Annotated in this window: 9 protein-coding genes; 3 read left to right on the top strand and 6 right to left on the bottom strand. The window is 54.9% G+C overall.

The features are described from left to right. The first annotated feature begins 115 nt into the window (after positions 1-115). On the top strand, positions 116-1,306 hold the full coding sequence (locus AB2B48_RS10535) for an MFS transporter (protein ID WP_331387588.1): 1,191 nt from the start codon (positions 116-118) through the stop codon (positions 1,304-1,306). Between the two features lie 3 nt (positions 1,307-1,309). Here AB2B48_RS10535 and yfaE read toward each other — a convergent pair whose 3' ends face one another. The 4 genes from yfaE to ubiG all read right to left on the bottom strand — a co-directional run bounded on the left by yfaE (position 1,310) and on the right by ubiG (position 6,257). After that, positions 1,310-1,564: a class I ribonucleotide reductase maintenance protein YfaE gene (gene yfaE, locus AB2B48_RS10530; RefSeq protein WP_035892620.1), complete on the bottom strand. Its 255-nt coding sequence runs from the start codon at positions 1,562-1,564 to the stop codon at positions 1,310-1,312. Next, positions 1,564-2,694, bottom strand: a complete 1,131-nt coding sequence (gene nrdB, locus AB2B48_RS10525; protein ID WP_035892621.1) for a class Ia ribonucleoside-diphosphate reductase subunit beta — start codon at positions 2,692-2,694, stop codon at positions 1,564-1,566. The genes yfaE and nrdB overlap by 1 nt, the downstream gene beginning before the upstream one ends. A 149-nt stretch (positions 2,695-2,843) precedes the next feature. Then, positions 2,844-5,129: a class 1a ribonucleoside-diphosphate reductase subunit alpha gene (gene nrdA / locus AB2B48_RS10520; RefSeq protein WP_368301710.1), complete on the bottom strand. Its 2,286-nt coding sequence runs from the start codon at positions 5,127-5,129 to the stop codon at positions 2,844-2,846. Between the two features lie 399 nt (positions 5,130-5,528). Further along, positions 5,529-6,257: a bifunctional 2-polyprenyl-6-hydroxyphenol methylase/3-demethylubiquinol 3-O-methyltransferase UbiG gene (ubiG, locus tag AB2B48_RS10515; protein ID WP_185666861.1), complete on the bottom strand. Its 729-nt coding sequence runs from the start codon at positions 6,255-6,257 to the stop codon at positions 5,529-5,531. 161 nt (positions 6,258-6,418) lie between these two features. On the opposite strand from ubiG, the gene gyrA reads away from it, so the two are divergent. Then, positions 6,419-9,055, top strand: a complete 2,637-nt coding sequence (gene gyrA / locus AB2B48_RS10510; RefSeq protein WP_368301709.1) for a DNA topoisomerase (ATP-hydrolyzing) subunit A — start codon at positions 6,419-6,421, stop codon at positions 9,053-9,055. Between the two features lie 224 nt (positions 9,056-9,279). Continuing rightward, positions 9,280-12,126, top strand: coding sequence for a two-component system sensor histidine kinase RcsC (gene rcsC, locus AB2B48_RS10505; protein WP_368301708.1), 2,847 nt, complete (start codon positions 9,280-9,282; stop codon positions 12,124-12,126). Between the two features lie 113 nt (positions 12,127-12,239). Here rcsC and rcsB read toward each other — a convergent pair whose 3' ends face one another. Next, a complete protein-coding gene (gene rcsB / locus AB2B48_RS10500; RefSeq protein WP_064544005.1) occupies positions 12,240-12,890 on the bottom strand; it encodes a response regulator transcription factor RcsB in 651 nt (216 codons plus the stop codon). Positions 12,891-12,905: 15 nt separating this feature from the next. Continuing rightward, on the bottom strand, positions 12,906-15,581 hold the full coding sequence (gene rcsD / locus AB2B48_RS10495) for a phosphotransferase RcsD (protein ID WP_333009650.1): 2,676 nt from the start codon (positions 15,579-15,581) through the stop codon (positions 12,906-12,908). Between the last annotated feature and the right edge of the window lie 50 nt (positions 15,582-15,631).

Here is a 15,631-nt window from a genome sequence, read left to right as displayed (position 1 = left end):
CTACGGACTGAATCACACAATCACGCACGCAATTATTTGTATTTGTAATGCATTCTTGAATTATATATTCGTGATGAATGTGATAATGCGCGCCGTTTAATTAGGTTGCATATAAATGAAAGAAAAATTATGGACTAAAGATTTTTGGGCAATCACGATTATTAGCTTTATTATCTTCTTCGTATTTTATGTTCTTCTCACGCTCCTGCCGATTTACATCGCCGATAACCTCCATGCCACGGCGGATAAAGCCGGGCTGCTGGTGACCTTTTTCCTCGCCGCCGCGATTATCGTCCGCCCGTTTGCCGGGCAATGGGTGGGAAAATATTCGAACAAAACGATTCTGATGCTCTCCTCCCTGGCGTTTTTAGCGGTGACTGCGCTGTATCCGTTCTGTCATTCCATTGAAGCACTGCTTTTTATTCGCGTGCTGCACGGTATTACCTTTGGGGTGATCACCACGGTGAAGGGTACGATCTCCGCGCGCCTGATTCCTGCTTCCCGACGTGGGGAGGGCATCAGCTTTTTCTCTTTAGCCATGGGGCTGGCGATGGTCGTTGGGCCGTGGATTGGCCTGAATATGGCGCGGCATAGCGCGTTTACCCAGGCGTTCTGGATGTGTACCGTCGTCTCAGCTATCGGCATTGTGCTGTCGCTGATAGTCCGCGTGCCGCCGGTCATTCGCCATGCCGATGGTTCTCAGCCAAAGCTGGGCTTCTCCGCTATGTTCGATCGCGCCGCCATGCCGTTTGCGCTGGTCACCTTCTTTATGACCTTCTCCTACGCTGGCGTTTCTGCGTTCCTCGCCCTGTATGCGCGTGAGCTGGATCTGATGGCCGCCGCCAGCAACTTCCTGCTGTGCTACGCCATTTTCCTGATGATCTGCCGAGCCTTTACCGGCAACATTTGCGATAAAAAAGGGCCGAAATATGTGGTCTATCCTTGCCTGCTGGCGTTCACTATCGGCCTGGTGGTACTGGGATACACCCACGGCAGCGCGTCGATGATTCTGGCAGGCGCGTTAATTGGTATTGGCTACGGTTCGGTGACGCCTATCTTCCAGACGCAAATTATCAGTTCGGTGGAACCACATAAAATTGGCGTAGCGAACTCGCTGTTCTTCAACGCGATGGATGCCGGACTGGCGATTGGCGCTTTCGTGATGGGGATGATGGTGGAAGGGGTAGGCTATCGCGCCATTTACCTGGTCGGGGCGCTGCTGGTGGTGCTGGCGGGGGCGCTGTATATTTCGCAGATGAAGCGCCGTGGTGCGATGCCGCTGGTTAGCGCACACGAGGTGCACTAACCGTTACATCTCAATTTCTATATCGCCCTTTGCCCTGCAACAGCAGGGCAAAATTTCACCCGGCTGGATAAAAGCCAGCGGCTCGGTCAGCCAGTCAACCTGGCCCGACACCAACCGCGTGCGGCAGGAGCCGCAGTAGCCTTCGCGGCACTGGTATTCCACCTCAACGTTGTGAGATTCCAGCGCCGCCAGCAGGGAAGGGTGTTCATCCTGGCACTGTAAACGCGTGCCAGAGATGCGCAGAAAAACGCGGCTCATTAGAGCTGGAAGTCGCTGAGATCGTCAGTATTGACTTCCGAGTCAATCTGGCCGACCAGGTAGGAACTCACTTCCACTTCCTGCGGGGCAACCTGCACGTTATCGGACACCAGCCAGGTGTTGATCCACGGAATCGGGTTGGATCGGGTCTGGAACGGCAGATCCAGGCCAACCGCCTGCATACGGATGTTGGTGATGTACTCAACGTACTGGCACAGAATGTCTTTGTTCAGGCCAATCATTGAGCCGTCGCGGAACAGATAGTCCGCCCACTCTTTTTCCTGCACCGCCGCCTGTACGAACAGGTCGTAGCACTCCTGCTTGCACTCTTCCGCAATCTCCGCCATTTCCGGGTCATCCGCGCCGCTGCGCAGCAGGTTCAGCATGTGCTGGGTGCCGGTCAGGTGCAGTGCTTCATCGCGGGCGATCAGGCGAATAATTTTGGCGTTGCCTTCCATCAGTTCGCGCTCGGCGAAGGCAAAGGAGCAGGCGAAGCTGACGTAGAAGCGAATCGCTTCCAGCGCGTTTACGCTCATCAGGCAGATGTAGAGTTTCTTTTTCAGCTCGCGCAGGTTCACGGTCACGGTTTTGCCGTTAACGGTATGGGTGCCTTCGCCCAGCAGGTGCCAGTAGCTGGTCATCTCGATCAGCTCATCGTAATAGCTGGAGATGCCTTCCGCGCGCTTCTGAATCTGCTCGTTGGTGACGATGTCATCAAACACAATCGCCGGATCGTTGACGATGTTGCGGATGATGTGGGTGTAAGAGCGCGAGTGGATGGTTTCAGAGAACGCCCACGTTTCAACCCAGGTTTCCAGTTCCGGAATGGAAATCAGCGGCAGCAGCGCGACGTTCGGGCTACGGCCCTGGATGGAGTCCAGCAGGGTTTGATACTTCAGGTTGCTGATGAATATATGCTTTTCGTGTTCCGGCAGTGCCTGGTAGTCGATACGGTCGCGGGACACGTCAACTTCTTCCGGACGCCAGAAGAAGGAGAGCTGCTTTTCAATCAGTTTTTCGAAGATGTCATATTTCTGCTGGTCGTAGCGTGCCACGTTGACCGGCTGGCCAAAGAACATCGGCTCTTTGAGCTGATCGTTTTTCGTCTGTGAAAAAGTGGTATATGCCATTGATGTCAATCCTGTCTGGAGAGTAATGCCGGATGGCGGTTACTTACCTGCTTACAATATCATCGCAAATAAATCCGTACACCGAATAAGGTTTTGGTCGATACGGAAATCAAAGGCCGGGTCAGCGTGTCGCTGCCCGGCAATCGTTATTAGATCTTACAGGCGCCGCTTTCGCAGCCGTCATCCTGAATGGAAGGGGCCAGATCGTCCTGCGCATCTTCCGCACCGTCACGGGTGTTCTGGTAGTACAGGGTCTTCACGCCAAATTTATAGGCGGTGAGCAGGTCTTTCAGCAGCTGTTGCATCGGGACTTTGCCAGATGGGAAGCGCGTCGGATCGTAGTTGGTGTTGGCCGAGATCGACTGGTCGATAAACTTCTGCATGATACCCACCAATTGCAGATAGCCGTCGTTGTTCGGCATTTCCCACAGCAGCTCGTAAGCGTTGTGCAGGTGTTCGTAGTCCGGCACCACCTGGCGCAGGATACCGTCTTTCGACGCTTTGATGCTCACGTAGCCGCGCGGCGGTTCGATGCCGTTGGTGGCGTTGGAGATCTGCGAAGAGGTCTCGGACGGCATCAGGGCAGAGAGCGTGGAGTTACGCAGGCCGTGGGTCTTAATGGACTCACGCAGCGTTTCCCAATCCAGATGCAGCGGCTCGTTGGCAATCGCATCCAGGTCTTTCTTATAGGTGTCGATCGGCAGAATGCCCTGCGAGTAGGTGGTTTCATTGAACCACGGGCAGGCACCTTGCTCTTTCGCCAGCTCGTTGGAGGCTTTCAGCAGGTAGTACTGAATCGCTTCGAAGGTCTGGTGCGTCAGGTTGTTGGCGCTGCCGTCGGAGTAGCGCTTGCCGTTTTTCGCCAGCCAGTAGGCATAGTTGATAACGCCAATGCCCAACGTACGACGACCCATTGCGCCACGTTCAGCGGCTTTAATTGGGTAGTCCTGGTAGTCCAGCAGGGCATCCAGTGCGCGCACGGCCAGCACCGCCAGCTCTTCCAGCTCGTCCAGGCTTTTGATAGCGCCCAGGTTGAAGGCGGACAGCGTACACAGGGCGATTTCGCCGTTTTCGTCGTTAACGTCGTCCAGCGGTTTGGTCGGCAGGGCGATTTCCAGGCACAGGTTAGACTGGCGCACCGGCGCGACTACCGGGTCAAACGGGCTGTGGGTGTTGCAGTGGTCAACGTTCTGAATGTAGATACGACCGGTAGAGGCACGTTCCTGCATCATCAGGGAGAACAGTTCGACCGCTTTCACGCGCTGTTTGCGGATGCTGTCGTCGTTCTCATATTTTGTGTACAGACGTTCGAACTCGTCCTGGTCGGCGAAGAACGCATCGTACAGGCCTGGGACGTCGGACGGGCTGAACAGGGTGATGTCGCCACCTTTCAGCAGACGGGTGTACATCAGTTTGTTGATCTGTACGCCGTAGTCCATATGACGCACGCGGTTGCCTTCCACGCCGCGGTTGTTTTTCAGCACCAGCAGGCTTTCGACTTCCAGGTGCCACATTGGGTAGAACAGGGTGGCCGCACCACCGCGCACACCGCCCTGGGAGCAGGATTTAACCGCCGTCTGGAAGTGCTTATAGAATGGAATACAGCCGGTGTGGAACGCTTCACCGCCGCGAATCGGGCTACCCAGCGCACGGATGCGACCGGCGTTGATGCCGATACCGGCGCGCTGGGAAACGTATTTCACGATAGCGCTGGAGGTGGCGTTGATGGAATCCAGGCTGTCGCCGCACTCGATCAGTACGCAAGAGCTGAACTGACGAGTTGGGGTACGCACGCCGGACATAATCGGCGTAGGCAGAGAAATTTTGAACGTGGAAACCGCGTCGTAGAAGCGCTTCACGTAGCTCAGACGGGTTTCACGCGGGTAGTTCGAGAACAGGCACGCCGCGACCAGAATATAGAGGAACTGGGCGCTCTCGTAGATTTCGCCGGTCACGCGGTTCTGTACCAGGTATTTCCCTTCCAGCTGCTTAACGGCAGCGTAGGAGAAGGTCATGTCACGGTCATGAACAATGAACGAGTCCATCTGCTTGAACTCTTCTTCCGTATAGTCTTCCAGCAGATGATTGTCGTATTTACCCAGGTTAACCATGTGTTTGACATGGTCGAACAGTGCCGGTGGCTCAAACTGGCCGTAGGCTTTTTTGCGCAGGTGGAATACCGCCAGGCGCGCGGCCAGGTACTGGTAGTCTGGTGCTTCGCTGGAGATCAGGTCTGCGGTTGCTTTGATGATAGTTTCATGAATGTCGGACGTTTTAATCCCGTCGTAGAACTGGATGTGTGAACGCAGTTCGACCTGAGAAATCGAAACGTTGTGCAGCCCTTCGGCGGCCCAATCCAGCACGCGATGAATTTTGTCGAGGTTAATGCGCTCTGTGCGGCCGTCACGCTTCGTCACCAGCAGACTCTGATTCATGTGATTTTTACCTGTCCGTGAAAAGGAAAATATCCCCTGATTTATCCACAATTGCCGTTGTAACAAAACCTGTGGATAAATACTACATGTAGGGGTTCGTTGATTAATTAAACGCTATATGGTGAGTATTCTAGTCTGGATTCTTTTGAGCACAAGGGTTGATTTTGGCGTTAACTTGAGGTTGATAAAGGGTAAAAAACGCTAAGTCCACGGCACGTAAGGGCTGGCGGGAATGTCAATAATTTGCAAAAAAAAATGAAAATTTGATCGAGTGCTGATTTCTTCGTCGAAGGGGGAAATTGCGCAATATGATGTAGCGCAATTTTGTCGTAAATACACCCTAATGATTGGTAGGGGGCACGTAGGCCTGATAAGCGTCATCAGGCCATGAGCGCAGATTTACTCTGCTTTTGCGGTGGTGTGTAGCATATAGTTAACGTCTACGCCCGGTGCCAGCTTAAAGCTGTTGGTGATTGGGTTATAGTGCAGGCCAATCATATGGCGCTCTTTCAGCACGGTCTGGTCAACCCAGCTCAGCAGTTCGGCCGGCTTGATGAATTTCTTCACGTCGTGAGTGCCTTTGGGCACCATGCGCAGAATGTACTCCGCGCCAACTACTGCCATCAGCCAGGATTTGCCGTTGCGGTTGAGCGTGGAGAAGAAGACCTGACCGCCGGGTTTCACCAGTTGGGCGCAGGCTTTCACCACCGACTGCGGGTCTGGAACGTGTTCCAGCATCTCCATGCAGGTCACCACGTCATACTGCCCGGCGTGTTTTGCCGCATGCTCTTCGACGGTTTCCTGCACGTAGTCGACCGGAATACCGGTTTCCAGCGAGTGCAGCTTTGCCACCTGCAGCGGCTCAAAGCCCATATCCAGGCCGGTGACCGTCGCACCTTCACGCGCCATGCTTTCGGCCAGAATGCCGCCGCCGCAGCCGACATCCAGCACTTTTTTGCCAAACAGGCCGCCGGAACGTTCGGCGATGTAGCCCAGACGCAGCGGGTTAATGCGGTGCAGAGGCTTAAATTCCCCCTCCAGATCCCACCAGCGTGACGCGACGGCCTCGAATTTGGCGATCTCTTCGTGGTCTACGTTGTGCGCTACCGCAGCTTTTTCGGCATTCATGGCTGTTCCTGCTCCTTATTTCGTTATTGAGAGCGAGTATATCAGTACCACGGTGTGAATAAAGCGTTCGCGGGGTGCTAATGGGTTTACCTGTCTTTACGCTAATGTGTTATAATTTGCGACCTTTGAATCCGGGAATACAGTAGAGGGATAGCGGTTAGATGAGCGACCTTGCGAGAGAAATTACACCGGTCAACATTGAGGAAGAGCTAAAGAACTCTTATCTGGATTATGCGATGTCGGTCATTGTTGGCCGTGCGCTACCGGATGTCCGAGATGGCCTGAAGCCGGTACACCGTCGCGTACTTTACGCCATGAACGTATTGGGCAATGACTGGAACAAAGCCTACAAAAAATCAGCCCGTGTCGTGGGTGACGTGATCGGTAAATATCACCCGCATGGTGATACTGCCGTCTATGACACTATCGTCCGTATGGCACAGCCATTCTCGCTGCGATACATGCTGGTAGATGGTCAAGGTAACTTCGGTTCTGTCGATGGCGACTCCGCCGCAGCGATGCGTTATACGGAAATCCGTATGTCGAAAATCGCCCATGAGCTGATGGCCGATCTGGAAAAAGAGACGGTGGACTTCGTCGATAACTACGACGGCACCGAACGTATTCCAGATGTAATGCCGACCAAAATTCCTAACCTGCTGGTTAACGGTGCCTCTGGTATCGCCGTAGGTATGGCCACCAACATTCCACCGCACAACCTGACGGAAGTGATCAACGGCTGTCTGGCATATGTCGACAACGAAGACATCACCATCGAAGGTTTGATGGAACACATCCCAGGCCCGGATTTCCCGACTGCCGCCATCATCAATGGCCGCCGCGGGATTGAAGAAGCCTATCGTACTGGTCGTGGCAAAGTGTACATTCGCGCCCGCGCGGAAGTCGAAGCCGATGCCAAAACCGGTCGTGAAACCATCATCGTGCACGAAATTCCGTATCAGGTGAACAAAGCGCGCCTGATCGAGAAAATCGCCGAGCTGGTAAAAGATAAACGCGTTGAAGGCATCAGCGCGCTGCGTGACGAGTCTGATAAAGACGGTATGCGCATCGTGATTGAAGTGAAACGCGATGCGGTCGGGGAAGTGGTACTGAACAACCTCTATTCCCAGACCCAGCTGCAGGTCTCCTTCGGTATTAACATGGTTGCCCTGCACCATGGTCAGCCGAAGATCATGAACCTGAAAGAGATTATCGCTGCGTTCGTGCGTCACCGCCGTGAAGTGGTGACGCGCCGTACCATTTTCGAACTGCGTAAAGCACGCGATCGCGCGCACATCCTGGAAGCGCTGGCCGTTGCGCTGGCTAACATTGACCCGATCATTGAACTGATCCGTCGCGCGCCAACCCCAGCCGAAGCGAAAGCGGGCCTGGTGGCACAGTCGTGGGAACTGGGCAACGTTTCCGCGATGCTGGAACGTGCGGGTGATGACGCGGCGCGTCCAGAGTGGCTGGAACCTGAGTTTGGCGTTCGTGACGGTAAATACTACCTGACCGAACAGCAGGCACAGGCGATTCTGGATCTGCGTCTGCAGAAACTGACCGGCCTTGAGCATGAAAAACTGCTCGACGAGTACAAAGAGCTGCTGGAACAGATAGCTGAACTGCTGCGCATTCTGGGCAGCGCCGAGCGTCTGATGGAAGTGATCCGCGAAGAGCTGGAACTGGTTCGCGAACAGTTCGGCGACGCGCGTCGTACCGAAATCACCGCCAACAGCGCCGATATTAATATCGAAGATCTGATCAGCCAGGAAGATGTTGTCGTCACGCTGTCTCACCAGGGTTACGTCAAATATCAGCCGCTTACCGATTACGAAGCTCAGCGTCGTGGCGGTAAAGGCAAGTCAGCTGCCCGTATTAAAGAAGAAGACTTTATCGACCGCCTGCTGGTGGCCAACACCCATGACACTATCCTCTGCTTCTCCAGCCGTGGTCGTCTGTACTGGATGAAGGTTTATCAGCTGCCGGAAGCTAGCCGCGGCGCGCGTGGCCGTCCGATCGTCAACCTGCTGCCGCTGGAAGCGAACGAACGTATCACCGCCATCCTGCCGGTACGCGAGTACGAAGAGGGCGTGAACGTCTTTATGGCGACCGCTAGCGGTACCGTGAAGAAAACGGCGCTGACCGAGTTCAGCCGTCCGCGTTCTGCCGGTATTATCGCGGTGAACCTGAACGAAGGCGACGAGCTGATTGGCGTTGACCTGACCTCCGGTACCGATGAAGTCATGCTGTTCTCTGCCGCCGGCAAAGTGGTGCGCTTTAAAGAAGATGCCGTCCGCGCAATGGGTCGTACTGCGACCGGCGTACGCGGTATTAAGCTTGCGGAAAATGACAGCGTGGTATCGCTGATTGTTCCACGCGGCGAAGGCGCAATCCTGACCGTGACCCAGAACGGCTACGGTAAACGTACCGCTGCCGAAGAGTATCCGACCAAGTCGCGTGCGACGCAGGGCGTTATCTCTATCAAAGTCACCGAGCGTAACGGCTCCGTGGTGGGCGCGGTGCAGGTCGACGACTGCGACCAGATCATGATGATCACCGATGCCGGTACGCTGGTGCGTACTCGCGTGTCGGAAGTCAGCGTGGTAGGGCGTAACACCCAGGGCGTTATCCTCATCCGTACTGCGGAAGATGAAAACGTAGTGGGTCTGCAGCGCGTGGCCGAGCCGGTTGATGACGAAGAGCTGGACGCTATCGACGGTAGCGTGGCGGAAGGCGACGATGATATCGCGCCGGAAACCGACAGCGATGACGACGTCGCGGACGATGCTGAAGAGTAATCGTTGAGCAACGTTGAGAAAGGGCCGGTGAAAACTGGCCCTTTTTTTATGTGTGCGGCATTCCCGGCGTCGCTGCGCTCGGCCGGGCTACATATTACGTAGCCCGGACGAGGTGCAAAGCGCCGACTCCGGGGTGTTCTAAGTGACTCTCTGATTGCGGCTAGCGGCTTTTCCCGCTACCTTAACCACATCCTGTTAGCCCTCAACGGCGGAGTTTCGCCACTTTGAAATATCTTGTCTCCTTTCGCACAACGCTGAAAGTTTCACGTTACCTGTTTCGGGCGCTGGCGCTGCTGCTTTGGCTGCTTATCGCGCTGATTTCCGTCTTCTATATCGTGAATGCCCTGCATCAAAAAGAGTCGGAAATCCGTCAGGAATTTATCCTTAACTCCGATCAGGCCCAGCGTTACTTCCAGCGCACCTCCGATGTGATAAAGGAGCTCAAGTATATTGCGGAAAACCGTCTCACCGCGGCGAATGGCGCGCTGCCGGGCGGGCAGGTAAAAGACAATTCCGATGTGCCGGATTTTGAACCGCTGTTCCCCGACTCTGACTGCGGCACCCTCGACACCACCTGGCGTGGTCCGCTGGAATCGCTGTCCTGGTTCCTGCGTTACTGGCGGGAAAATTTCTCGGCGGCTTACGATCTCAACCGCGTCTTTTTAATCGGCAGTGACAACCTGTGCATGGCCAACTTTGGCCTGCGCGAAATGCCGGTAGATCGCAGCGAGGCGCTGAAGGCGCTGCACGAACGCATTATGGCCTATCGCAATGCTCCGCAGGACGATCGCGGCGGCAACCTGTTCTGGGTCGGGCAAGGGCCGCGTCATAGCGTCGGCTACTTCTATGCGTTGACGCCGGTCTATCTGGCAAACCGTCTGCAGGCGCTGCTGGGCGTTGAGCAAACCATTCGTGCGGAAAACTTCTTTACCCCGGGCAGTATGCCGATGGGCGTATCCATTCTGGATGATAACGGCAACACGCTGATTAATCTGGCGGGGCCGGATACCAAAATGCATATCAACGCGCGTGGATTGCAGGAGCGACTGTGGTTCGGCTATACCGCCGGCTACCGTGAGCTGGTGCTGAAAAAGACGCTGTCGCCGTCCTCGCTGAGTATTGTCTACTCGGTGCCGCTGGATGCGGTGCTGGAGCGGATTCGTATTCTGGTGCTGAATGCGCTGTTGCTGAACCTGCTGACCGGTATTGCGCTGTTTACCATGGCACGCATGTACGAGCGGCGTATCTTTTTACCGGCTGAATCCGATGCGCTGCGCCTTGAAGAGCACGAGCAGTTCAACCGCAAAATTGTCGCCTCGGCACCGGTGGGGATCTGTATTCTGCGTACTCAGGACGGCACTAACATCCTGAGTAACGAACTGGCGCATAACTATCTCAATATGCTGACCCACGAGGATCGTCAGCGTCTGACGCAGATTATCTGCGGCCAGCAGGTTAACTTCGTCGACGTGCTGACCAGCAACAATACCAACCTGCAAATCAGCTTCGTTCACTCGCGCTACCGCAACGAAAACGTAGCGATCTGCGTGCTGGTGGACGTGAGTTCGCGCGTCAAAATGGAAGAGTCCTTGCAGGAGATGGCGCAGGCGGCGGAGCAGGCGAGCCAGTCGAAATCGATGTTCCTCGCTACCGTCAGCCACGAGCTGCGTACTCCGTTGTACGGGATTATCGGTAACCTCGACCTGCTGCAAACCAAAGAGCTGCCGAAGGGCGTTGACCGCCTGGTCACAGCGATGAACAACTCTTCCGGGCTGCTGCTGAAGATCATCAGCGATATCCTCGATTTCTCGAAAATTGAGTCCGAGCAGCTGAAAATCGAGCCGCGCGAGTTTTCGCCAAAAGAGGTGATGAACCACATTACCGCCAACTACCTGCCGCTGGTGGTGAGAAAACAGCTCGGCATGTACTGCTTTATTGAGCCGGATGTGCCGATGAAGCTGATGGGCGACCCGATGCGCCTGCAGCAGGTTATCTCTAACCTGCTAAGCAACGCCATCAAGTTTACCGATATCGGCTGTATCGTTTTACATCTGAAACGCGAAGGGTATTACCTCAGCATCAGCATTCGTGATACCGGTGTCGGCATCCCGGCGAAAGAAGTGGTGCGCCTGTTTGACCCATTCTTCCAGGTGGGGACCGGCGTACAGCGTAACTTCCAGGGGACCGGGCTGGGGCTGGCGATTTGTGAAAAGCTGGTCAATATGATGGACGGCGATATCGCGGTAGATACCGAGCCGGGTATGGGGAGCCAGTTTACGCTGCGCATTCCGCTGTACGGTGAGCAGGACGCTACGCCGTTGGCGATTGACGGGCTGGCGAAGATTCGCTGCTGGCTGGCGATACGTAATGCGTCGCTCTCCGACTTTATTCATTCGCTGCTGAGTTGGCACGGTATTGACGTTCGCCTGTACGACGGTGAAGTTCCGGGGCCGGACGATCTGCTGATCGCCGATGACGAACTGTCGCAGCCGTGGGCGGGCAGGGCTGCGGTAGTTTTCTGCCGCCGTCATATTGGTATTCCGCAGGAATATGCGCCAGGCCAATGGGTGCACAGCATTGTCTCTCCGCATGAATTGATGACGCTGCTGGGACGCATCTATCGCGTGAAGGTGGAAACGGGCGATGCGGCGGAGCTGCAGTCTGCCCATGAAGCACCGGCAGACAGTAACGACGATATGATGATTCTCGTCGTCGACGATCACCCAATCAACCGCCGATTGCTGGCCGATCAGCTGGGATCGCTGGGCTATCAGTGTAAAACTGCCAACGACGGCGTTGATGCGCTGAACGTGCTGAGCAAGAATCACATTGATATTGTGCTCAGCGACGTCAACATGCCGAATATGGACGGTTATCGCCTGACGCAGCGTATTCGACAGCTGGGGCTGACGCTTCCGGTCGTTGGAGTGACGGCCAACGCGCTGGCCGAAGAGAAGCAGCGCTGTCTGGAATCGGGGATGGATAGCTGCCTGTCGAAACCGGTGACGCTGGACGTGCTCAAACAGACGCTAACGGTCTATGCCGCACGCGTCCGTAAAGCACGGGAATAAAGTATTTTATGGGTAGCCCGGCCAGGCGAAGCGCCGCCGGGATTATCACAGATGGTACGACGGCAGCATCGCCATCGGGCCTATGTAAAGCAGGCCCCGATGTGCAACGCTGTTTAGTCTTTGTCTGACGGCGAAAGCGTCACGGAGGAGAGGTAGTTCAGCAGCGCGATGTCGTTTTCCACGCCCAGCTTCATCATGGCCGATTTCTTCTGGCTACTGATGGTTTTGATGCTGCGGTTCAGCTTCTTCGCAATCTCCGTTACCAGGAAGCCTTCAGCAAAGAGACGCAGCACTTCGCTCTCTTTTGGTGACAGGCGCTTGTCGCCGTAACCACCCGCGCTGATTTTCTCCAGCAGGCGAGAGACGCTTTCCGGGGTAAACTTCTTGCCTTTTTGCAGCGCCGCCAGCGCTTTTGGCAGGTCAGTCGGCGCGCCTTGCTTCAGCACGATCCCTTCAATATCCAGATCCAGCACGGCGCTCAGAATCGCCGGGTTGTTGTTCATGGTCAGCACGATAATAGCCAGACCTGGGAAATGGCGTTTGATGTACTTGATAAGCGTAATACCATCACCGTACTTGTCTCCTGGCATGGAGAGGTCGGTAATCAGTACGTGTGCGTCAAGCTTCGGTAAGTTGTTAATTAGCGCAGTGGAGTCTTCAAATTCGCCAACAACATTAACCCATTCAATTTGCTCCAGAGACTTACGGATCCCGAACAGCACAATCGGATGGTCATCGGCAATAATTACGTTCATATTGTTCATGTAAAGGCTACCTTGCTACAGCAAGCTCTTGACGTAGGCGTCAATGTCGCTGATGTATTTTTCTATGCCTGACGCATCTTTTTCACGAATCAGATGCTCAAGCGATTCACATAACTGCTTGCCAGGTACCAGATTTAGCATGGCAAACACACCCTTAAGGCGGTGAGCTGTCTGTGCCAGTGCGGCAAAATCCTTCGCCGCGGACTCAGTATACAGCCTGCTAACATCTTCCGGTACCGTATCCACAAACAGAGCATAATAGCCACTGGCCTGAAGCTCGGCACTTTCATCTCCGCCCAGCGGCGATTCCGTCACTTCTTCCTGCGCCAGTTGCTCTTCAATAAGCTGGAGTACGGCATCCTGCATGGCGTTGCTCATGTTAAAGTTCACACGCAGCTGACTTGGGCCAATTTTGCGTATCCCAGCCTCATCATCGCTTAAAAGCAAGCCCGAAGCAGTAAGATTAGACGGATTATCTGTTAAAAAAAGGTCAAATTCTTGACTTGTTGCTCGTTCGTCAGGGCTGATACAGGTCGCGCCCCAGCTTTCAAGCTGGCGAGTGACAATGTTGCGGACCTCGTTTGAGGTGATATCCACCATCGCCACCACATCATCCAGCAGCTGCTCTTCGGGCTCCACGTCCTCTTCACGCACCGGCATTTTGACATGTAGCGTATAGCGCGTGCCCAACGACTCTCGTGCCTTAATATTAAGATGACCGCCGAGTTTACGCGCCAGCTGATCGCACAGCCAGAAGGTGAGGGCGTTGGCTTTGCCGTAGCGGTCTGACTGGGTGTCGTTCAGATATGGGAAGTGCAGATTATCGACTTCACCGTGCGACACGCCGTTGCCGGTATCAAGAATACGGAAGGTTAAACGTTCTTCCACCGACTCATCGGCGTTGACCTCAAGGGTAATTTTACCAATTTGCGTGGTGGTCACCGCATATTGGATCAGCAACAGCAGAATGCGGCGCAGCGCATCGCGGTCGCCGTGACGCTGCTCTTTTGCTGGAAGCGGGTTATTGATCAGCAGTTGAAGCCCTTTGCGCTTAATCGACGGCAACACTTCAGGCACCACTTCGTCGATCAGCTCCTGCAAGGAGAACTGCGTGGACGATCCTTTCCAGCTGTCGTTTTCCAGCATATTCGCGAGCTGAATTTCATCGACCAGCCGTACCAGCAGGTCGGCATGGTTCGCGAGCTTCTGTCCATCTGGCGTATCAATGCTGCTGGCCTCGGCGGCGAGCGCTTTGATCGGTTGCTTCAGCGTATCGCTGATGTTTTGCATAAACGCCGCGCGGCCCTGCTGGTTCTTCTCATACAGACGCTGGGCCTGCTTGAGCTTCTTATTCACCAGAATTTCCCGGTCCTGATCGCGAATAATGAAAATCTGGGTGCGCGGTGACACCTGGCTGCGGAACTGACGAATTTCATACAGTTCATTATTAATGGTGGCCTGAATCACTCCCTGATGCTGATCCGCCATGCTGGTGATGTTTTGCAGGTTGAGGTGCGGTAGCAGATGGTCGGCAATTTTGTTGCTGATTATGGTTCGGTTCGACTCTTGATCGTGCACCAGTAGCCCGAGCGGCAGCAATGAGACAATCTCTTCATTAATGGCGCGCAGCACGCGCAGCTCATTATTGGTCCCCGTCGAAGGAACGTTGCTGTTGCTGCCGCGAGTGGGCAGATTACGGAACGTCGAGTAGCCGAACAGCGCCAGCGCCAGCAGCCCAATGTTCAGCAGCAGCGGCAGCATGATGTTCTGGAAGGTGTCGAGCAGCAGCGTGCCAAACGGTACCTGCCACACCAGACGCATGCCGGTGCCGTTCAGCGCTGAGGTTATCTCAATGCGTGAGCTATTAAAGTTGATGGAGACGCTGTCGCTCGGGTCTTTTTCCTGAGCGCGCTGGGCATTCTGCGCCGGATCGGGTTCCAGGCGGAAACTGTCCAGCGACATGGTTGGCGGTACCAGGTCGTTAATCGGTAAATCAAAGGCGACGACGGTTGCCAGATGCCCCGGCTGGTTGAAGGTGGTACGCAGGGTAAAGTAGCGGCCGTTCTGCCAGGCGAGACGGCGCAGCGACGAGAAGGTTTCGCGCTCATCCAGAGTGTTGGCCTGCTGTAGCATTTCAGCCCGGCGGGAATCAACGATGCTGCCCACGGTCGACTCTTTAAAGCCGGATGAGAGATCTTTTAACGGCAGGGTAGAGATAAGAATCAGGCTGTTATCCTGGCCGTTGAGATAGTACATCGACCAGGGAACATTTTCCGCGCCCCACAGGGTATCGAGATAGGTCGACATGCGTTGGGTAATATCGAGCGTGGCGCTGTCATGCGAACCGAAGATCAACGCTTCGGTTTTACGGCGTGGCTTCTCAAGGTAATACACATCCTGCTTTAAGCGGGTTTCCTGCAGGCCATCGGCAGGCGGCGCATTGGTATTCGCGGCGGCGATGTTGTCGTAGATCTGCCAGGTGGTGTAGCGCCAGGTATCGATGCGCTTATGGACGGCGTGCGTCATATCGACAATCTGATAGCTCTTATCTTTAAGCCAGGCGTTGACGGCGCTTTGAATCATCACGCCCATCGTCACCAGCAACACGATGATCATAAGAAGGAAGAAACGCGTGATGCTCCCCGGAAGCAGAGAGAATTTCGTCGGGTTCATCTTGTCGGACTGACTCATTGGCGTGTGTAACCCATCATAACGGCATCTGAATGAGGAGAAGCTCAAGC

Origin of the sequence: Kluyvera sichuanensis (assembly GCF_040930405.1) — a bacterium.
GTDB classification, from domain to species: domain Bacteria; phylum Pseudomonadota; class Gammaproteobacteria; order Enterobacterales; family Enterobacteriaceae; genus Kluyvera; species Kluyvera sichuanensis.
The sequence above is the reverse complement of the archived record's forward strand: the minus strand, read 5'-3'. Positions and strand labels throughout refer to the sequence as shown.

Bases quoted from the DNA above. Each gene is read 5' to 3' on its own strand.
- AB2B48_RS10535 (WP_331387588.1), top strand. From the start codon at position 116: ATGAAAGAAAAATTATGGACTAAAGATTTTTGGGCAATCACGATTATT.
- yfaE (WP_035892620.1), bottom strand. From the start codon at position 1,564: ATGAGCCGCGTTTTTCTGCGCATCTCTGGCACGCGTTTACAGTGCCAG.
- nrdB (WP_035892621.1), bottom strand. From the start codon at position 2,694: ATGGCATATACCACTTTTTCACAGACGAAAAACGATCAGCTCAAAGAG.
- nrdA (WP_368301710.1), bottom strand. From the start codon at position 5,129: ATGAATCAGAGTCTGCTGGTGACGAAGCGTGACGGCCGCACAGAGCGC.
- ubiG (WP_185666861.1), bottom strand. From the start codon at position 6,257: ATGAATGCCGAAAAAGCTGCGGTAGCGCACAACGTAGACCACGAAGAG.
- gyrA (WP_368301709.1), top strand. From the start codon at position 6,419: ATGAGCGACCTTGCGAGAGAAATTACACCGGTCAACATTGAGGAAGAG.
- rcsB (WP_064544005.1), bottom strand. From the start codon at position 12,890: ATGAACAATATGAACGTAATTATTGCCGATGACCATCCGATTGTGCTG.
- rcsD (WP_333009650.1), bottom strand. From the start codon at position 15,581: ATGAGTCAGTCCGACAAGATGAACCCGACGAAATTCTCTCTGCTTCCG.